Origin of the sequence: Mesorhizobium sp. 1M-11, from assembly GCF_001303895.1 — a bacterium.
GTDB lineage: Bacteria > Pseudomonadota > Alphaproteobacteria > Rhizobiales > Rhizobiaceae > Mesorhizobium.
The window spans coordinates 1-18,502 of record NZ_LJSD01000056.1 but is presented as its reverse complement, the minus strand read 5'-3'; the positions used below and the strand labels follow the sequence as shown (position 1 = coordinate 18,502).

General features: G+C 61.1%; 19 protein-coding genes. 14 read left to right on the top strand and 5 right to left on the bottom strand.

Annotated features, from left to right (window positions below; translation table 11 throughout):
- Positions 1-39: 39 nt before the first annotated feature.
- Genes AO692_RS24540 through AO692_RS24530 form a run of 3 tightly spaced genes read right to left on the bottom strand, consistent with a single transcriptional unit; the run spans position 40 to position 3,503 of the window.
- Entirely contained in the window at positions 40-960 is a 921-nt protein-coding gene (locus tag AO692_RS24540; protein ID WP_082407533.1) for an AraC family transcriptional regulator, read from the bottom strand.
- A gap of 31 nt (positions 961-991) precedes the next feature.
- Positions 992-2,383, bottom strand: a complete 1,392-nt coding sequence (locus AO692_RS24535) for a serine hydrolase domain-containing protein (RefSeq protein ID WP_161808125.1) — start codon at positions 2,381-2,383, stop codon at positions 992-994.
- On the bottom strand, positions 2,352-3,503 hold the full coding sequence (locus AO692_RS24530; protein ID WP_054312690.1) for a DJ-1/PfpI family protein: 1,152 nt from the start codon (positions 3,501-3,503) through the stop codon (positions 2,352-2,354). The genes AO692_RS24535 and AO692_RS24530 overlap by 32 nt, the downstream gene beginning before the upstream one ends.
- 60 nt (positions 3,504-3,563) lie before the next feature.
- Between AO692_RS24530 and AO692_RS24525 the strand changes: the two genes are divergently transcribed.
- The 4 genes from AO692_RS24525 to AO692_RS24510 all read left to right on the top strand — a co-directional run bounded on the left by AO692_RS24525 (position 3,564) and on the right by AO692_RS24510 (position 7,732).
- Positions 3,564-4,562: a helix-turn-helix domain-containing protein gene (locus tag AO692_RS24525; protein ID WP_348271478.1), complete on the top strand. Its 999-nt coding sequence runs from the start codon at positions 3,564-3,566 to the stop codon at positions 4,560-4,562.
- Positions 4,563-4,890: 328 nt separating this feature from the next.
- Complete coding sequence (locus AO692_RS24520; protein ID WP_054312688.1) at positions 4,891-5,442, top strand: MaoC family dehydratase; 552 nt, start codon at positions 4,891-4,893, stop codon at positions 5,440-5,442.
- Positions 5,439-6,599 (top strand): CaiB/BaiF CoA-transferase family protein, encoded by a 1,161-nt coding sequence (locus AO692_RS24515; RefSeq protein ID WP_152979955.1) that lies wholly within the window; start codon positions 5,439-5,441, stop codon positions 6,597-6,599. Before AO692_RS24520 ends, AO692_RS24515 begins: the two co-directional genes overlap by 4 nt.
- Positions 6,596-7,732 (top strand): extracellular solute-binding protein, encoded by a 1,137-nt coding sequence (locus AO692_RS24510; RefSeq protein WP_244483477.1) that lies wholly within the window; start codon positions 6,596-6,598, stop codon positions 7,730-7,732. The genes AO692_RS24515 and AO692_RS24510 overlap by 4 nt, the downstream gene beginning before the upstream one ends.
- A 29-nt stretch (positions 7,733-7,761) precedes the next feature.
- Here AO692_RS24510 and AO692_RS24505 read toward each other — a convergent pair whose 3' ends face one another.
- Both AO692_RS24505 and AO692_RS24500 read right to left on the bottom strand, forming a co-directional pair.
- Positions 7,762-8,598: an amidohydrolase gene (locus tag AO692_RS24505; RefSeq protein ID WP_054312686.1), complete on the bottom strand. Its 837-nt coding sequence runs from the start codon at positions 8,596-8,598 to the stop codon at positions 7,762-7,764.
- 60 nt (positions 8,599-8,658) lie between these two features.
- Positions 8,659-9,444, bottom strand: coding sequence for an IclR family transcriptional regulator (locus AO692_RS24500; protein ID WP_054312685.1), 786 nt, complete (start codon positions 9,442-9,444; stop codon positions 8,659-8,661).
- Positions 9,445-9,622: 178 nt separating this feature from the next.
- On the opposite strand from AO692_RS24500, the gene AO692_RS24495 reads away from it, so the two are divergent.
- The 10 genes from AO692_RS24495 to AO692_RS24450 all read left to right on the top strand — a co-directional run.
- The gene (locus tag AO692_RS24495) at positions 9,623-10,942 is read left to right on the top strand and encodes a sugar ABC transporter substrate-binding protein (protein WP_054312684.1); all 1,320 of its coding nucleotides are present in this window, start codon (positions 9,623-9,625) and stop codon (positions 10,940-10,942) included.
- Between the two features lie 125 nt (positions 10,943-11,067).
- Positions 11,068-11,964: a sugar ABC transporter permease gene (locus tag AO692_RS24490; protein ID WP_054312683.1), complete on the top strand. Its 897-nt coding sequence runs from the start codon at positions 11,068-11,070 to the stop codon at positions 11,962-11,964.
- 2 nt (positions 11,965-11,966) lie between these two features.
- On the top strand, positions 11,967-12,833 hold the full coding sequence (locus AO692_RS24485; RefSeq protein WP_054312682.1) for a carbohydrate ABC transporter permease: 867 nt from the start codon (positions 11,967-11,969) through the stop codon (positions 12,831-12,833).
- Between the two features lie 4 nt (positions 12,834-12,837).
- The gene (gene ugpC / locus AO692_RS24480) at positions 12,838-13,935 is read left to right on the top strand and encodes a sn-glycerol-3-phosphate ABC transporter ATP-binding protein UgpC (RefSeq protein WP_054312681.1); all 1,098 of its coding nucleotides are present in this window, start codon (positions 12,838-12,840) and stop codon (positions 13,933-13,935) included.
- A gap of 2 nt (positions 13,936-13,937) precedes the next feature.
- Complete coding sequence (locus AO692_RS24475) at positions 13,938-15,059, top strand: mandelate racemase/muconate lactonizing enzyme family protein (RefSeq protein ID WP_054312680.1); 1,122 nt, start codon at positions 13,938-13,940, stop codon at positions 15,057-15,059.
- A gap of 1 nt (position 15,060) precedes the next feature.
- Positions 15,061-15,390, top strand: coding sequence for an L-rhamnose mutarotase (locus AO692_RS24470; RefSeq protein ID WP_054312679.1), 330 nt, complete (start codon positions 15,061-15,063; stop codon positions 15,388-15,390).
- Positions 15,383-16,456, top strand: coding sequence for a Gfo/Idh/MocA family oxidoreductase (locus AO692_RS24465; protein WP_054312678.1), 1,074 nt, complete (start codon positions 15,383-15,385; stop codon positions 16,454-16,456). Before AO692_RS24470 ends, AO692_RS24465 begins: the two co-directional genes overlap by 8 nt.
- Complete coding sequence (locus AO692_RS24460) at positions 16,453-16,908, top strand: MaoC/PaaZ C-terminal domain-containing protein (protein WP_054312677.1); 456 nt, start codon at positions 16,453-16,455, stop codon at positions 16,906-16,908. The genes AO692_RS24465 and AO692_RS24460 overlap by 4 nt, the downstream gene beginning before the upstream one ends.
- 19 nt (positions 16,909-16,927) lie before the next feature.
- Complete coding sequence (locus AO692_RS24455; protein ID WP_054312676.1) at positions 16,928-17,662, top strand: SDR family oxidoreductase; 735 nt, start codon at positions 16,928-16,930, stop codon at positions 17,660-17,662.
- A 25-nt stretch (positions 17,663-17,687) separates the two neighbouring features.
- On the top strand, positions 17,688-18,502 hold an 815-nt coding region (locus tag AO692_RS24450), incomplete at its 3' end, for a fumarylacetoacetate hydrolase family protein (protein WP_054312675.1).

Sequence of the window (18,502 nt, the reverse complement as noted above, 5' to 3'; positions counted from 1 at the left end):
AGGAGGACGCAGGCTCGATTCTTGCTTTTGTGAAGCCGGTTAGGTTTTGCGCAAAGGTGCTCCCGTCACCTCGCGGAGCTGGCCGGGCAATATCCCCAGTTGGCTCCGAAATTGGCGGCGGAAGTGATGCATGTTCTCAAAGCCAAGAGACATGGCGATCTCGCTCACGGTACGCTCCGTGGTCATCAACTGCCGTTTGGCGTGTTCGATCCTTCGGGCGAGGACGTATTTGTACGGCGCCATGCCGGTGGATTTCTTGAATGAGCGAGCAAAGTGGAAAGCACTCAGGCGGGCTTCATCCGCCAGCCGATCCAAGGTGAGGGGCTGGTCGATTTCATCCTCGATCAAATCCAATACGCGGTTCAAGGCTGTCTCCGACAACTTGCCGTCACCTCGCCAAGGCGTGTTGATGCCCACCGCATGAGCGGCAAGCAGGTGCTCCAGCGTACTCGCCTCGATGGGCGACAAAGTCAGCTGTCCCAGGCAGGCCTGGCGCAACACATGCGCCACCGCCAGCATTGTCCCGTCAGGCACGAAGTGGGGATTGGGCTCCTGGCCGAGCGTCGGACGAAGAACAAAATCGGATTGCCCGTTTTCTTCCGCAACCGCCTTCAGCAGATCCATGTCGGGATACATTTCGAGTGTGTCGCTGAATTCCGGGACCCTCAAAAGGGTAGTCGGCTCGGGTCCGACAACATAGAACCCTCCGGCTGTGACATTGACATCCAACGTCTTCCCAGCCTGCTCGATCATCGCGCTGGGGTGACGTGAAAACACCACTTCCATTCTGTTGGGAACCGTTGTGGACGCCCCCTCGAATGGCGGCAACCATGCATAGGTGACATTGAGGCGCCTGAGGGTGAGGCGGTGGCGGCGCTCGCCACCGAACAGGGTCGCCGCTGTCCCCTTTTTCCTTTCGAGGCGCTGTCTTTCACACCACTTTGCAAATGCTCTGTACAACGTTCACCAACCTGGTTTTCCAAGGTCCTTGCTATCGGTGGGTTTCGGCCAGCATCCTTGCATCCTGTTCGAACTGGTCGAATATCGACACCGGCTTCGGCCCGTCGAACATGCGTTGGGTTAAGAGAATTGTGGTCAGCTTCTTGGCCGGATCGCTTTGCCATCTGGTGCCGAATCCGCCACTCCAACCGACCGTGCCAACGGATGCTCCGGTCGGCGTCTTCTCGACAGCCACCGACATGCCGTAGCCCCAGCCCTGACCTTCCTGCAGGATGATCTCGCCATCCAAGCGCTGCGCTGGTGTCAGTTGGTTGCTCATCATCGCAGCAACCGCATCGGACGGCAGCAGCTGGCGCCCCTTGTGTGCACCGCCAGCCAGCAGCATGCGAACGAAGGCGAGATAATCGTCCGCGGTCGAAACCAAGCCTCCGTCCCCCTGCTCAAACGCAGGAGGGCGGCTCCAACCGCCGGTTGCCGGGTCATCCCATACCTCGAGCGAACCGTCTTTCGGCCTGTAGGCGGTGACCAGCCGCTCCAGCTTGGTCGGCGGAACATAGAATGCGGTATCCTTCATCCCGAGCGGTTCGAATATGCGTTCAGCGAGGAAGTCGCCGAACGATCGACCGGAGGCACGTGCGATCAGCACGCCGAGAATGTTCGAGCCGGCCGTGTATATCCAGCGTTCGCCCGGTTGCGCAAAAAGTGGCAAGGTCGCAAGGCGCTTCAGCCAGGCATCGCCATCGAACGGCATGTTCGGATCAGGCGGACCGAAGCCGACGATACCGAGTTCAGCAATGTCCTTCTGGATTGGATAGGTACCTGGCGGAACAAGAAGCAGCCCGTATCCGCAACGAAACGTCAGCAGGTCCTCGACGGTGATCGCGCGGTTTGCCGGAACGGTGTCATCGACGGGGCCGTCGACACTCCGCAGCACCTTTCGATTTGCCAGCTCGGGCAGAAGTCGATCGACGGGTTCTTCGAGTTTCAATTTTCCATCCGCAATGAGCATCATCGTGGCTGCCGCGGTGACCGGTTTGGACATGGAGGCGATGCGGAAGATCGCGTCGCGCTGCATCGCCGGGCCGTCCTGCGCCATCCGACCGAGAACCACGTGCTGCACATCGTCGCCATGCGCTACGAGCCCCACCAGCCCGGGGGCATGCCCGGCGTGCAAGGAATCCTCGAGATGATCTTGCAGGTCGTCACGGGTCGGCTTCGCCAACCCTGGCGTATCTGTTGCCGCGCTCAAAGCCCCGGGCAATCCGAATGGTCCCCGTTGATTGAATTTCATCTGCGGTCTCCTCGATATGCCGAATGAGCTTCGATGAGAAAATGACGAATGGCGGCGGGGCGATCCGACATCGCAACAACAAATCCGCGGCGCGGTGCTCTCACAGCCCAGCTCCGCGTTGCGGATATTCAAGCTGCATCGCAACGACGCGGGCGGTATCCTGCCCGTATCGGGCTCCGATATTCTGCAAGGCGTTATCCAGAATTTCGGCTGGTCGCTCATTTGTGTGTCCCAAGGACAAGCGGTCGCCGGACCAGGCGGCGGTAACTCTGTCGGGGAGGAAACGCACGCCACTGCGGGTCGTTACCGCGGCCGGAGACGCTGCAAAAAGTTCGACCCGGGAGCGGTAGGTGCGTGACCACGCATCGGCGACGAGCGCGAGCGACACTTCATCCATCCCCGGTTCGAGAGCGATGCCAAACCGATCGCGGTTCCAGAAGGAAAGGCTGTTGGCCAGCACCGTCATGGCGAAAGGGCGGGCCAGCTTGAAGGCGCCGCTGTCATGGCGCGCATCCCATCGAGCCAATCCCAGATCACCGGCGACTGCTTCCGCCTTGTCCCGACCGGCAATCGCCTCGACCAATGTCAGCATCATCGGCATGGAGGCCGTGATGCCGGTGGTGGTGCCAACACCTCGGTCCACCACCATGCGCCGGTCGGCGACGTACCGGACTGTAGGGTGGCGCCTGAGTAAATTTCTGACGTAGTACCAATGGGTGGTCGCCCGCCGACCGTCGAGAAGGCCGGCTGCGGCAACGACTTTGGCGCCTGCACAAATTGCAATGATAACCGCACCGTCCTTCGCCTGCCGGCGCAGCCATGTGGCAACAGCTGGGTCGTCATCACGGCTCATGGCTGGGACGATCACATAATCGGCTCCTTCGGGATGGCGTGCATCAAACGCTTCGATCGTTGCATCGGCTTCTACTGTCAGCGCGGGATAGAGTTTTACGGGGCCGGGTTTGATCGAGAGCGTGACCACGTCGGCAATATCCGCTCGCCGCAAGATCCCGGTGGGCATCAGGTAGTCCGTCGTCTCCGTGGCATCATTGATACCAACGACAGCGACAAGGGGCCGAGCCCGCTTCGGTGGCTTCAGCGCCGGCAGAATGGCATCGTCTTCTGCCTGCGGGACCGGAACGGGAGAGAAGGCGGCGGGCGTGGCCGGCAAAGCAGCCAGCCACAAACCGAAGCCAGCCAACGGCAAGACGATCAGCGCTAGTCCGGCATAGAGGAGATAGCGCATAGGCATCAGCCTCTCCCATCGGGTGTTACTTCCACGTCAGGGTAATGAACCGGTGTTCTGGCCGAAATGACAAAAACATCGTATTTTCCGCCAATGCACCGCATCACTTTCCTCGTCTATCCAGGCTTCGAGCTTCTGGACACGTCCGGGCCGGTTTCGGTTTTCAACAGCGCCAATCGTGCCCTGGGATTGAGGGACAAGCCACCGTTCTATGCCATAGACCTGGTGTCGGCGGCGGGCGGACAAGTGACGAGCAGCAGCGGGATCGCCGTCCATACGCAGACCTTTGAAGAACGCGCGCACGACGCGGTGGACACGTTTCTTATCGCCGGCGCGGAAAGCGAGCACCTGCTGCCAGTTCTGGCAGACCCTGCACTGTCGGCGTGGGTTCCAGAAATCGCGGGCAAGGCACAACGCTTTGGCTCGGTCTGTTCCGGCGTCATCGTCCTTGCAAAGCTGGGACTGGTCGACGGGCGTCGCGTTGCCACCCATTGGGATGCCTGCGCGCCGCTTGCAGCGGGCTTTCCATCCGTCACCGTCGATCCCGAATCCCTTTACGTGACCGATGGACAGTTGTGGACCTCTGCCGGCGTAACCACCGGCATCGACATGGCGCTCGCCATGGTAGCGCACGATCTTTCCGCAGACATTGCCGGTGAAGTTGCCCAGCGACTTGTGCTCTATGCACGGCGACCCGGCTACCAATCCCAGTTCAGCCCACTGCTTCGGGCGCAGGTGAACGCCGACAGCCCGTTTGCCGAGCTGATCGCCTGGATATTGGCAAACCTCGATTCACCGCTGGACATTCCCGCGCTGGCAGATCGTACGGGCTTCAGCGAGAGAACATTTCACCGCAAATTCGTTGCGGCCACTGGCGAAACGCCGGCCCGCTTCATCGAAACCGCGCGTCTCGATGCCGCCCGGCTGTTGATTTGCCGCGGACTTTCGCTGAAGTCGGTTGCGGCCCAAGTCGGCCTCTCGCCAGCCACGCGCTTCTCCAAAGCTTTCGAGCGCCGCTTTGGCGTCTCGCCACGGCTGTTTCGCGAGATGCACGGGGAGATCTGATTTATCGCTCCGAAGCTGGCTGCCCAGCGACGGCAGACCAAAGCTAAGTCGGGCTCGCTTGGATCATTCCCGATCGATCCGCAGTGCCCGATGCCGACCGACCTTCGCCTGATCGACCAGTGGGGCTCGTACCGGGAAATGCGATCACAGCACCCCTTCTAAATTTGCTGCGCCCTGCCCGTTCCGCTTCACCGAACCCAGTTTCGGAGCGCTGACAAGTTTCCGTTTGCATTTCAGGATCATATGTGAATAATCTTTTTATATAAGAAGACGCAGCTCAATTTCGTCATGAGGCAGGCGTCCACATTCCTCAGCAGATGGGCCAGACATGACCAGCTTTGCGCCAACGGTTGGCGTCGCGACCACGAACCCCAGCGACATGCCGGCTGCGCATGCCGAACTTCCGGTATGGAACGCCGAGAACTGGTTTTATGAGGATTGGCCGGCTGGCCAGAAGATCCGGTCATTGCGGCGCACCATGGCCGAGGGAGACAGCCATCTCTTCAATACCCTGGTGCTGGACATCCATCCCTATGTGCAAGACCAGATGTTCGCCGAGCGCGAAGGCATCTTCGGCAGGCGCCTGGTTGCGGGAGCCTTTGTCTTTTCAGCTGGACTTGGCCTGGTTGCCACCAACTGCGTCAACGCCTTTTCCTACGGCTACGACAAGCTGCGCTTCATCAAGCCGGTGTTCATCGGCGACACGATCTATTCGATCCGCACCAACCTCGAAAAAAAGCCCCGCTACAAGGAAATGGGCCTGATCCGCGCCAGCTATGAAGTGTTCAAGGGCGAAGGTGAACTGGTTCTCTATTGCGAGCACCTGCAAACGGTGAAGTACCGCAACCCAGTCGATTTTGCGGGCAAGACAGAGAAGTGACCATGGCTCCAGATCTGCCCCTTACCGGTCTTATCGTTGTCGATCTGAGCCAGTTCCTTTCCGGCCCGTACTGTTCGCTGCGCCTGCTCGACCTCGGCGCTCGCATCATCAAGATCGAGCGGCCGGACGGTGGCGACCTGTCGCGCCGGCTCTATCTCAGCGACACGGAGATCGGTGGCGACTCCACCATCTTCCACGCTATCAACCGAGCCAAGGAAAGCTTCGCCGTTGACTTGAAGAACGAGGATGATCTCGCCGCCCTGCGCAACCTGCTCCTCAAGGCTGACGTGCTCATCCAGAATTTTCGTCCTGGCGTGATCGAACGGCTCGGGCTCGACTACGAGAACGTCCGCAAGCTCAATCCGCGATTGGTCTATGCCTCGATCAGCGGCTATGGCGAGGAAGGCCCTTGGGTCAAGCGGCCGGGTCAGGATCTCCTTGCGCAGGCGCGGTCGGGCGTCATGTGGCTGAACGGCGACGAGGATCAGGGACCTGTACCGTTCGGGCTGGCAGTGGCCGATATGCTGGCGGGTGCTGCCTGCGCGCAGGGTATCCTGGCCACGCTGGTTCGACGCGGGGTCACCGGCAGAGGTGGCCATGTCGAAACCAGCCTGATGGAAGCATTGATTGATTTCCAGTTCGAGGTGCTGACAACGCACCTCAACGACGGTCGGCGATTGCCGCGTCGGTCGTCCTTCCGCAGCGCCCATGCCTATCTGGCGGCTCCCTACGGCGTCTATCCGGCAAAGGATGGTTATCTCGCCATAGCAATGACGCCGATCCCGAAGCTGGCCGACCTGCTCGGGACCGAGGAACTGGCACCTTATCGCGACCAGCCGTCGAGCTGGTTCACCGCACGCGACGAGATCAAGGCGATCATCGCGCGGCGCATCGCCCAGAAATCGGTCGACGAATGGCTGGCAATCCTCGAACCCAACGACATCTGGTGCGCCAAGGTGCTGAATTGGCAAGAAGTCCTGGAGAGTGACGGTTTCAAGTCACTCGACTTGTTGCAGACGGTAACCCGTGAGGATGAGGTCTCCATCCACACCACCCGTTCGCCCGTCAGGGTGGACGGTGTACGGGCCAAGGTCACGCGCGCAGCGCCACGCGTGGGCGAGCACAGCGAGGCGATCCGCGCGGAGTTCGGCCTGTGAGCATCACCCTCAAGGGCATGACATGGAACCATTCGCGTGGTTATGACCCGATGGCCGCCTGTTCGGCGCTCTGGCAGGAAAGAACCGGCGTTAAGATCGTCTGGGACAAGCGCTCGCTCCAGGATTTCGAATCCTTTCCGGTCGAAGAATTGGCGCGCGGCTACGACCTGATCGTGATCGATCATCCTCATGTCGGTCAGATCACCCATGAGGCCTGCCTGGCACCGCTCGATGTGCCTGGTCGCAAGGCTGAACGCGACGCCCTGGCTGCGGGCAGTGTCGGCAAATCCTATCCAAGCTACAATTGGCAGGGTCGGCAATGGGCCTTTCCCATCGACGCGGCTGCTCAGGTACAGGCCTGGCGGTCAGACCTGATCGCTGAGGCGCCTGCGACGTGGGCGCAGGTGATGGAACTGGCCCGCGCGGGCCGCGTGCTGTTGCCACTGCGGCCTCCGCATTCGCTGATGTCCTTCTTCACGCTGGCCGCCAATCTCGGCCATGCGTGCGCCACCGACGGACCGGGCGCGCTGATCGACGCCGAAGCGGGCGAGGCAGCGTTCGGGATGCTCGCCGAAATCGCGGCACTCGTCGATCCCGAATGCCTGACCATGGACCCGATCGCGGTTTCGGAAAAAATGGCGGAAGCCGGTTCCCTCATTGCCTGCGCTCCGTTGATCTACGGCTATGTCTCATATGCCATGGAAGGCTTCCGACCCAACCGGCTGACCTTTGGAGACATACCTGCGGCGAACGGCAATGGTCCCATCGGTTCCGCGCTGGGCGGCACGGGTATCGCCGTCTCCGCCTTTTCCCGCGCAAGAGATGCCGCCATCGACTTTGCCTATTGGGTAGCGAGCGGCACAGTGCAGCGCGGACCTTATGCCGCCGCAGGCGGCCAGCCCGGCCATGTCGCCGCGTGGGAAGATGAAACCGTCAACACGGTGACCGGCGACTTCTATCGCGCCACCCGTGCGACGCTGGAATCCGCATGGATTCGTCCGCGCCACGACGGCTATATGGTTTTCCAACAGGCGGCTTCCGAACATATCGATAAGGGCCTGGCGGAGCGCCGGCCCGCTGCGGATGTGGTGGCCGACCTCAACCGCCTGTTCCGGGAAAGCTTCAGCAGATAACGGCTTGGCTGATTATCGGAAACGACCCTTCAGAGCCGCCAGAGCCGTTTCGCATTACCGGACAGGAGTTTGACACGCTCGTCTTCGCTGGCGCCGGCAAGCAATGCATGCGTCGCTGCCACCCAGCCGAGCAACCCGCCACCCAGAGTGCACACGGGCCAGTCACTGCCCCACACGACGCGGTCCCAGCCGAAGCATTCGATGGTGTGTTCGACGTAGGGTCGGAGCGTCCCGACGGTCCATGTGCCAGGATCTGCATAGGCGACGATACCCGATATTTTTCCCGCAACATTGGGCCGCTTCGCTATCTCTGCGATGTTGCTTCTCCAGGGGTGTTCTCCACCGCCCTTGATATCGGGCACGCCGCAATGGTCGAGCACGAACTGCACGTGCGGCGCGGCGTCGACCAAAGCAATGGCCTGCTTCATTTGGTGCGGCAGCACACACAGGTCGAAGGTCAGGCCGCTGCCTGCAATGCGCCTGATATTTTCGCGAAACAGGGGCTGCTCCGAGAGATCGTCAGGTGCGACATGCAGGACGCGACGAAAGCCCTTGGCAAAGGAATTTGCCTTCACTTTCTCCAGCCATGCTGCAAATCCGGTTTGTTCCGGCCGGCACGAAACGATGGCGCCGCGCAGCAGGCTTTCCGGCGCCTTGGCCCAACCTTCAACACAAGCCAATTCGGCCTCGATGTCAGCCGCGTCGACATCGACCTCCATGAACAGTGCCGCTTCGATGCCGGCGCGGCGCGCCTCGACCATGTAATCGCCTTGCGAAAAATCGCGATCGAGCGCCGATACGCCGGCAAGCCACGGATAGCGCAACACCGTCCTGTCGATGAGATGGAGGTGGGTGTCGACGATCATGGGGATCTCCTGTTCACATCCAGAACCATCTCACAGGAGAAATTAGCATTCAAATAAGAATTAAGCCGTGGGTTTCACATCCGAACCCGCCAGTTGCGACAGCCGGGCCGCGGCATCGCGCAACAATTCGATCGTTTTGGTGATGTCGGGCGCCGCCGACATGTTGACCAAGGTGACATAGGGGATGGTGATCGCCGCTATGCCGTGACCATCGGGACCGAGGACGGGCGCCGACAGATTGTAGACGCCTGCCGTTTGCAGCGAAGCCATCATCTCGTAGCCACGGTCGCGGATCTGGTCGAGGCGCTGGAAGAAGTCCGGTGACAGTTCGATCTTCTCGTTGCTGCGACGATGCTCCGCGATCATCATCTGCCGTTCCTCAGGGGGACGAAAGGCCAGCAGCACATGGCCGGAGCCGGTATCGAAAAGGCTGATATGGGAGCCGACACGGATTGAAATGCCCCAATAGCGTGGCGCTTCCTGCTGGGCGATGACCACAGCGTTGCCGCGGTCGAACACCACGAGCTGGTTGGCCTGGTATGACATTTCGGCAAGCTCGCGCATGATCGACGTGGCATAGGACACGAGCCTGCGCACCGGCGCGTGCAACTGGGCCAGCCCGAACAGCTTCAAAGTCAGCGAGTAGCGGTCGCCGTCCAGGCGCGTGACATAGCCGCGCCTCACCAGCCGGTCGAGCATTCGGTAGAACTCGTTGGGGCTGCGCTCCAACCGCTTGGCGATCTCGGCCTGCGTCAGCCCGCTATCGACGCTGGCAAGCAGCTCGAGGATGTCCAGGCCCTTGTCGAGCGCCGGCGCACGGTAACGATCTTCTTCTTCCTGCGCCATTTTCTCTCTCTGGTGAATTTCATTCTTCATATACGCAAACCCGATCCTGTTGGAAAGAAGGTTTGGCCCGAAAATCGAATTTGGCGTTGACGAAGTATGAATAGCTTGTTTGTATATAAATGAAGCGACCGAAGCTTCAGGTTACGGGCGGCCGATCGTCGCCCCAGGGAGGTTATTCATGAACAGATTGCTTTCCGGCGTCGCTGCCGGCGCGCTGGCTTTGGCTGCAAGCCTGGGCGCGGCAACCGCAGCCGATCTGCCGGGCAAGTTTCCAGGCATCACCATCGATGCCAAGCTCATCGGCGGCCAGCAGTATGAGAAGCTGTACGAGCGTATCGGCGAGTGGGAAAAGGCGACCGGCGCCAAGGTCAACGTCATCTCCAAGAAGAACCACTTCGATCTCGACAAGGAGATCAAGTCCGACATCGCCTCCAATTCGATCACCTGGTGCGTAGGCTCCAACCACACCTCTTTCGCGCCACAGTACCCGGGCATTTATGTCGACCTGAATGCGCTGCTGCCGAAGGAGGAGGTTGACGCCTTCGTTCCCGCCAACATCCAGGCGGCGACGCTGGACGGCAAACTGGTCATGCTGCCGCGTGCACAATTCGACGTTTCGGCGCTCTACTACCAGAAAAGCCTTTACCAGGACGAAGCCAAGAAGAAGGCGTACAAGGAGAAGTACGGCGAGGAATTGGCTCCGCCGGACACGTTCGACGAAATGGCGCAGCAGGCCGCGTTCTTCGCAAATCCACCGGATTTCTACGGCTCTCAGTTCGCCGGCAAGGAAGAGGCGATCAACGGCCGCTTCTACGAGATGCTGGTGGCCAATGGCGGCGAATATCTCGACAAGGACGGCAAGCCCGCCTTCAATTCGGAAGCCGGTGTCAAGGCGTTGGATTGGTTCGTCAATCTCTACAAAGCCAAGGCCGTGCCGGCAGGCACCACCAACTATCTGTGGGACGATCTCGGCCAGGGCTTTGCCTCCGGAACCGTGGCGCTCAACCTCGACTGGCCGGGATGGGCCAGCTTCTTCAACGATCCGAAGTCGTCCAAGATCGCCGGCAATGTCGGCGTCAAGGTGCAGCCCAAGGGCCCTTCGGGCAAACGTTCCGGCTGGTCAGGCGCACACGGCTTCTCGGTGACCGAAAACTGCGCCGACAAGGAAGCCGCCGCCTCGTTGGTCTGGTGGTTGACGAACGAAGACAGCCAGAAGCTGGAAGCCGCTGCCGGCCCGCTGCCGACCCGCACGGCCGTGTGGGAATGGGACATCGAGCAGGCCAAGGGCGATGCCTACAAGACGGAGGTGCTGCAGGCTTTCCAGGAAGCTGCCAAGAACGCCTTCCCGGTGCCACAGACGGCTGAATGGATCGAGATTTCCAACGCCGTCTATCCGCAGCTGCAGGCCGCCATCCTCGGCGACAAAACCTCAAAGCAGGCGCTGGACGAGGCGGCTGCCAAAGCGACGCAGATCCTCGAGGACGCTGGCAAGCTCTGAGTGAGGAAGGCCCCTCTCCTGCGGGGTCTGGCGTGACTGCCTGCTCCGGTTTGCGCAAGGCAACCGGAGCGGGCGAACACGCGAACCTTCGCAATCCACATGATGCCTGACATCGAATGAGACGAATGAAAGCCACGCGCATCTCACCACCCGTGCTCCTGCTACTGCCCGCGGTCATCGTGCTGGCGGCGGTGGTGATCCTGCCCTTGGCGCTGTCGCTCTATTCGAGCTTCACGCCGTTCCGACTGACCAAACCGGAAACCTTCTTCACCTTCATCGGCTTGCGCAACTATGCGCGCATCCTGACCGACTGGAATTTCTGGGCTGCTTTCCTGCGTACGGTTGTGCTTTTGACCGTGGCGCTCAACCTCGAAATGCTGCTCGGGCTCGGCCTTGCGCTGCTGGTTGAAAAGGCAACGCGCGGTCAGCGCCTGCTACGCACCATCATGATGTTCCCGATGATGTTTTCGCCGATCCTGGTCGGCTTTCAGTTCAAGTTCATGTTCAACGACAACATCGGTCTGGTGAACAATGCGCTGCAGTCGCTTGGTCTGACCGATCGTGCGATCCCGTGGCTGATCGACGGCAAGCTCGCCTTCGCTGCCATTTCGATCGCCGAAATCTGGTCGTCGACATCGATCTTCGCCATTCTCATCCTTGCAGGCCTGCTCGCCATGCCCAAGGAACCGGTGGAAGCGGCTCGCGTCGATGGCTGCACGCCTTGGCAAACGTTCCGCTATGTAACCTGGCCCTTCGTCATGCCGTTCGCCTTCATCGCCATGACCATCCGCTCGCTCGATGTCGCGCGAGCATACGATATCGTGAAGATCATGACAGACGGCGGCCCCGCCGGACGCACGGAACTGTTGTGGACGCTGATCGCGCGCACCGCCTACAGCGACGCGCGCATGGGACCGGCCAACGCGATGGCCTATTTCTCCATCCTGCTGTCGATCGTCTTCACCGTCTATTTCTTCCGTAAACTCGCTGCGGCCCGCACGCAGATCGGTGCGGAGTGGTGATGATGGACGCCAACACATCCGCCCGCCTGAAGCGCCGGCTGGGGGCTGCCGCCCACGGCGTCGGCCTGTTCCTGGCCATGCTGATAATCTGTCTGCCCGGCCTGTGGATCGTCTTGTCCTCGTTGCGTCCAACTGTCGAGATTCTGGCCAAACCGCCCGTCTGGATTCCGCAGGAGATCTCATTCGACGCCTATGTCGCCATGTTTTCCGGCGTCGGCAAAGGCGGCATTCCGGTCTTCGAATATTTCCGCAACTCGCTGATCATCTCTGTGACCTCGACGGCCATCGCCATCGCCATCGGCATGGCCGGTGGCTACGCTTTCGCCCGCTACCGCTTTCGCGGCAAGTCGGCGATGTTCCTCGGCCTGATGCTGACGCGCACCGTGCCTGGCATCGCATTGTCGCTGCCGCTGTTCTTCGTCTACGCGCGGCTCGATATCATCGATACCCATTTTGGACTGATCCTGGCTTATGTCGCGCTCAACGTGCCGTTCACCATCTGGCTGATCGACGGCTTCTTCCGGCAAGTACCGCGCGATCTGGCTGAAGCCGCGCAGATTGACGGCTGCACGCGCTGGCAGGCTTTCTGGCAGGTGGAATTCCCCCTTGCTGGGCCCGGTATCGCATCTGCCGGCATCTTCGCTTTCCTCACCTCGTGGAACGAATTTGCGCTTGCCTCGCAATTGACGCGCTCGATCAACTCGAAGACCTTGCCCGTTGGGCTGCTCGATTACACGGCTGAATTCACCATCGATTGGCGTGGCATGTGCGCGCTTGCGGTTGTGATGATCGTTCCAGCTCTCGTCCTCACTTTCATCGTCCAGAAACACCTTGTCGGCGGCCTGACCTCCGGCGCGGTGAAAGGCTAATCTCATGGCGACCGTATCACTGAAGAAACTTACCAAGCGCTACGGCACGATGGAGATCGTTCACGGCATCGATCTCGACGTCGCCGACCGCGAATTCATCGCGCTGGTCGGGCCATCCGGCTGCGGCAAGTCCACGACGTTGCGCATGATCGCAGGACTGGAGGAGATTTCCGGCGGCACGATCGAGATCGGGGGGCGCATCGTCAACGACCTTGCGCCGCGCGCGCGCAACATCTCCATGGTGTTCCAGTCCTATGCGCTCTATCCGCACATGACGGTGCGCGAAAACCTTGGCTTTTCACTCAAGATCGCTGGCGTCGCCGAGGACGAAAAGGCGCGCCGGGTGGCCGAGGCTTCAACAATCCTCGGACTCGACGCCCTCTTGGAGCGTCGTCCCTCACAGCTTTCCGGCGGCCAGCGCCAGCGCGTCGCCATGGGGCGGGCCATCGTGCGCGACCCGGACGTGTTCCTGTTCGACGAGCCGCTTTCCAATCTTGACGCCAAGCTGCGCACGCAGATGCGTACCGAGATCAAGAGGCTGCACGCCAAGGTGCGTTCCACAGTCATCTACGTCACTCACGACCAGGTCGAGGCGATGACACTGGCCGACCGCATCGTCATCATGCGCGATGGTCATATCGAGCAGGTCGGTACGCCCGACGAAGTGTTCCGGCGACCGGCGACGCGCTTCGTCGCCGGCTTCATCGGCTCGCCGCCGATGAACCTTCACGAGGCGACGGTGGCCGACGGCAAGCTCGTCTTTTCCGGTGGCCAGAGCCTGCCGCTGCCCCGCACCTTCAAGGCCGCAATCAATGCTGGCGACAAGGTGGTGTTCGGCCTGCGTCCGGACGACCTCTATCCGGTCGGCCATGGTCTCCAGTCGGGCGACGCCGCCGACCTGCACGTGATCGAACTGCCGGTGGCGGTGACCGAGCCGCTCGGCAACGAAACGCTGGTGTTTACCGAGTTCGACAGCCAGGACTGGGTGTCGCGCATGCTCAACCCAAGGCCACTGAAAGCCGGCGATCGCGTCGCCATGAGCTTCGATCTTTCCCAGGCGCACCTGTTTTCCGCCGAAACCGGCAAATCCCTGAGGGTCTGATCATGGCGAAGATCGAAAAAGTCGAACTTGGCATGGTCGATCTGGTGCCGAAAGTGAAGCGCACCGACGCCATCCAGAGCTTCGTCAGTCAAGAGACACCCATCGTCACCATCACCGATGCCGACGGTGCGGTCGGCATCGGCTACAGCTACACCATAGGTACCGGCGGCTCTTCGGTGATGCGGCTGCTGATCGACCATCTGGTGCCACGCCTGATCGGCCGCGACGCCGACCGGATCGAAGCAATTTGGCACGAACTGGAATTCGCCTCCCACGCCACGACCATCGGCGCGATCACAGCGATCGCTCTGGCCGCCATCGATACGGCGCTGTGGGATCTCCGGGCAAAGAAACAAGGCCTGCCCCTGTGGAAGCTTGCCGGCGGCGCCAGAGAAAGCTGTCCGCTATACACCACCGAGGGCGGCTGGTTGCATATCGAGGCCGAAGCACTGGTCGAGGACGCGCTGGCGGCCAAGGCAAAGGGTTTTGCTGGTTCCAAGGTGAAGATCGGCAAGCCGCACGGGGCGGAAGATTTTTCCCGGCTGTCGGCGGTACGCAAAGCAGTCGGCGACGACTACGAGATCATGACCGACTGCAACCAGGGCTTTGCCGTCGACGAGGCGATCCGCCGCGCCGAACGCCTGCGCGACCTTGACCTTGCCTGGATCGAAGAGCCATTGCCGGCCGACGACATCGATGGTCATATCCGGCTCAACCGCTCGACAGCGACGCCTGTAGCCGTGGGTGAATCGCTCTATTCGATCCGCCACTTTCGCGAATACATGCAAAGGGGCGCCTGCTCCGTCGTGCAAGTCGATGTCGGCCGCATCGGCGGCATTACGCCATGGCTCAAGGTGGCGCATATGGCTGAAGCCTTCGACATGCCCGTCTGTCCGCATTTCCTCATGGAACTGCATGTCAGCCTGACCTGCGCGGTGCCGAACGGCAAATATGTCGAGTACATTCCGCAATTGGACGACCTGACCGGAAAGAAGATGCGCATTGAGAACGGCCGCGCGCTGGCGCCGAGCGAGCCAGGTATCGGCATCGACTGGGATTTTGATGCCCTGAAAGCCAGAAGCATCGGCGAGTTCAACGTTACCGTCACCGAAAAGGGCCTTTGAGATGCAACGCATGGGTATGGTGTTGGGCCTCAAACCAGAAAAGGTCGAGGAATATGTGCGCCTTCATGCGGCCGTCTGGCCCGACGTTCTTGCCATGATCTCGGCCTGCAACATCCGAAACTATTCGATCTACCTCAAGCGCCCGGAAAACTTGCTGTTTTCCTATTTCGAGTATCACGGCGCGGATTTCGCCGCCGACATGTCCAAGATGGCTGCAGACCCGAAGACGCAGCAATGGTGGGCGCTGTGCATGCCTTGCCAACAGCCTTTCGAGACGCGCGGCGAAGGCGAATGGTGGGCATCGATGGACGAAGTGTTCCATCATGACTAGCCGTTTCGATCCCACCAGCCTCGCGCAGGCATCGCCGATGCCGTCGAAGCCGCTCCCGATTGTCACTTTCGGTGCGGGCTCCATCGTCGGCGACGCGCATTTTCCCGCATATCGGAAGGCCGGCTTTCCGATTGCCGGGCTCTACGACCCTGACCGGACCAAAGCGGAAAAGCTGGCGGCGGAATGGGGCGTCAGAGCTTTTGTATCGGCGTCTGAAGCCGCCGCCATGCCCGACGTGATCTTCGACCTTGCCACGCCGCCCGCCCGCCATGGCGAGGTGCTGAAGACCTTGCCAGACGGCGCCGTGGTGCTGATCCAAAAGCCGATGGGCAACGACCTCGCCGAAGCAACGGAAATCCTCGCCATCTGCCGGCAGAAGAAGTTGAAGGCGGCAGTCAATTTCCAGCTTCGTTTTGCGCCGACGATACTCGCCTTGAACGATGCAGTCCGCAAAGGCTGGCTCGGCGAGGTTGTGGATTTCGACGCCTGGTTGGCACTCGACACGCCTTGGCGGCTTTGGGAGTTCGTGCTCAAATCACCGCGCGTCGAAATTGCCTTGCATTCGATCCACTATCTCGACTTGATCCGACAGCTTCTCGGCGACCCGGCAGGCGTCCATGCCAAGACGCTTGGCCATCCGAACCACACGGTCGCGCAGACGCGCACCAGCGCCATCCTGGACTACGGCGATACAGTGCGCTGCTCGCTGTCGATCAACCATGACCACAAGTTCGGTCGCCGTCATCAGGCTTGCGAATTCCGCATCTGCGGCACCGAGGGCGCGGCTTACGTGCAGCTTGGCGTCAACCTTGACTATCCGCGCGGCGAGCCGGACATCCTCGAAATCTATCCAAAGGGTGGCGACGGCTGGGTTGCGGTACCGCTCGCCGGCGCCTGGTTCCCCGATGCCTTCATCGGCCGCATGGCCAACGTCCAGCGCTTCGCCGCGGGCGAAGACGTTGAACTGATCAGCTCCGTCGAGGACGCCTGGACCACCATGGCACTGGTCGAGGCGGCCTATCGGTCGAACAGTGCCCCGGCAATGCCGCTGGCAAGGAAACCCTGATGGAACAGACCATCTATTTCGAGGACTACGAGATCGGCACGTCGCGCAAGACGAGCGGGCGCACCATCACCGAGACCGATTTCGTCGTTCATGCCGGCCATACCGGGGATTTCTTTCCACATCACATGGACGCCGAGTTCATGAAGGAAACATCGTTCGGCCAGCGCATCGCCCACGGCACGCTGGTGTTCTCGATCGGCGTGGGATTGACCGCCAGCGTTATCAATCCGGTCGCCTTCTCCTATGGCTACGACCGGCTGCGTTTCATACGGCCGGTCTTCATCGGTGACACCATTCATACCCGCACGACGATCGCCGCCAAGGAGGATGACCCGAAAAGGGCCGGTGCCGGGCGCGTGATCGAGCGCGTAGAGGTCGTCAACCAGCGCAGCGAAGTCGTGCTGGCAGCGGATCACATCTATATCGTCGAGCGGCGCATGAAGCCTGCTTGAGGGAAACGGGAGACAAGGTATGACGCAGAAACTGGAAGGCAAGACGGCGCTCGTCACGGCGGCGGCAGCAGGCATCGGTCGCGCCAGCGCGTTGGCCTTTGCAGCCGCCGGCGCCAAGGTGATCGCCACGGATATCGACACGGCAGCACTGGCCGGGCTGGAGGGCACGGAAGGCATCGTCACGCGCAGGCTCGACGTGCTTGACGATGGAGCCGTAAGAGCTGCCATGGCGGAAATCGGCACGGTCGACATTCTGTTTAATTGCGCCGGCTTCGTGCATGGCGGCACGATCCTGGAGATGCAGGACAAGGACCTCGATTTCGCACTGGACTTGAACGTGCGTGCCATGGTGCGCACCATCCGCGCCGTCCTGCCCGGAATGCTGGAACGCGGTGACGGTGCGATCATCAACATGTCGTCGCTGGCAAGCTCCCAGAAGGGCGTACCAAACCGCTTCGCCTACGGACTTTCCAAAGCCGCCGTGATCGGGCTCACCAAGGCTGTCGCGGCCGATTATGTGACCCAGGGCATCCGCTGCAATGCCATTTGTCCCGGTACGGTCGAGAGCCCTTCTCTGGAAGGCCGGATGCGTGCGCAAGGCGATTACGAAGCGGCACGCGCGGCCTTCATCGCCCGCCAGCCGATGGGCCGGTTGGGCACGCCGGAAGAGATCGCCGACCTCGCTGTCTATCTGGCGGCCGCGACCTACACGACGGGGCAGGCCTACAACATCGATGGCGGCTGGTCGATTTGAAAAGCCGGCTGAAAGGAGGATTCAAGTGAAACTGCTGCGCTATGGCGAACCAGGAACGGAGAAACCTGGACTTCTCGATGCGGATGGTGTGATCCGCGATCTTTCCGGCCATGTCGCCGACATCGGCGGCAAGGCACTGGACCCGGTGTCGCTAGCGACCCTTGCCAAGATCGATCCGAAGTCGCTGCCGGCAGTTTCCGGCAAGCCGCGCTTCGGTGCCTGCGTGGCCGGTACCGGCAAATTCATCTGCATCGGCCTCAACTATGCCGATCACGCCGCCGAATCCGGCCTGCAGGTGCCGCCGGAACCGGTGGTCTTCATGAAGGCGACATCCGCCATCGTCGGCCCGGATGACGATGTCCTGATCCCGCGCGGCTCGCAGAAGACCGACTGGGAGGTCGAACTCGGCGTCGTCATCGGCAAGACCGCGAAATATGTCTCGGAAGCCGAAGCGCTGGATTATGTGGCCGGCTACTGCGTCGCCCACGATGTCTCGGAGCGTGCGTTCCAGACCGAGCGCTCCGGCCAATGGACCAAGGGCAAGAGCTGCGACACCTTCGGGCCCATCGGCCCGTGGCTGGTGACCAAGGACGAGGTCAAGGATCCGCAGGATCTCAAGATGTGGCTTACCGTGAACGGCGAGACGATGCAGAACGGTTCGACCAGGACGATGGTCTACGGCGTCGCCTTCCTGGTTTCGTATCTGTCGCAGTTCATGAGCCTGCAGCCGGGCGACATCATCTCCACCGGCACGCCGCCCGGCGTCGGCATGGGCATGAAGCCGCCGCGCTATCTCAAATCAGGCGATGTCGTCGAACTCGGCATCGAAGGGCTCGGCAG

Coding starts and splice junctions, on each gene's coding strand:
- AO692_RS24455 (WP_054312676.1), top strand. CDS start 16,928: ATGACGCAGAAACTGGAAGGCAAGACGGCGCTCGTCACGGCGGCGGCA.
- AO692_RS24465 (WP_054312678.1), top strand. CDS start 15,383: ATGACTAGCCGTTTCGATCCCACCAGCCTCGCGCAGGCATCGCCGATG.
- AO692_RS24475 (WP_054312680.1), top strand. CDS start 13,938: ATGGCGAAGATCGAAAAAGTCGAACTTGGCATGGTCGATCTGGTGCCG.
- AO692_RS24505 (WP_054312686.1), bottom strand. CDS start 8,598: ATGATCGTCGACACCCACCTCCATCTCATCGACAGGACGGTGTTGCGC.
- AO692_RS24525 (WP_348271478.1), top strand. CDS start 3,564: ATGACAAAAACATCGTATTTTCCGCCAATGCACCGCATCACTTTCCTC.
- ugpC (WP_054312681.1), top strand. CDS start 12,838: ATGGCGACCGTATCACTGAAGAAACTTACCAAGCGCTACGGCACGATG.
- AO692_RS24470 (WP_054312679.1), top strand. CDS start 15,061: ATGCAACGCATGGGTATGGTGTTGGGCCTCAAACCAGAAAAGGTCGAG.
- AO692_RS24500 (WP_054312685.1), bottom strand. CDS start 9,444: ATGGCGCAGGAAGAAGAAGATCGTTACCGTGCGCCGGCGCTCGACAAG.
- AO692_RS24495 (WP_054312684.1), top strand. CDS start 9,623: ATGAACAGATTGCTTTCCGGCGTCGCTGCCGGCGCGCTGGCTTTGGCT.
- AO692_RS24530 (WP_054312690.1), bottom strand. CDS start 3,503: ATGCCTATGCGCTATCTCCTCTATGCCGGACTAGCGCTGATCGTCTTG.
- AO692_RS24485 (WP_054312682.1), top strand. CDS start 11,967: ATGGACGCCAACACATCCGCCCGCCTGAAGCGCCGGCTGGGGGCTGCC.
- AO692_RS24490 (WP_054312683.1), top strand. CDS start 11,068: ATGAAAGCCACGCGCATCTCACCACCCGTGCTCCTGCTACTGCCCGCG.
- AO692_RS24520 (WP_054312688.1), top strand. CDS start 4,891: ATGACCAGCTTTGCGCCAACGGTTGGCGTCGCGACCACGAACCCCAGC.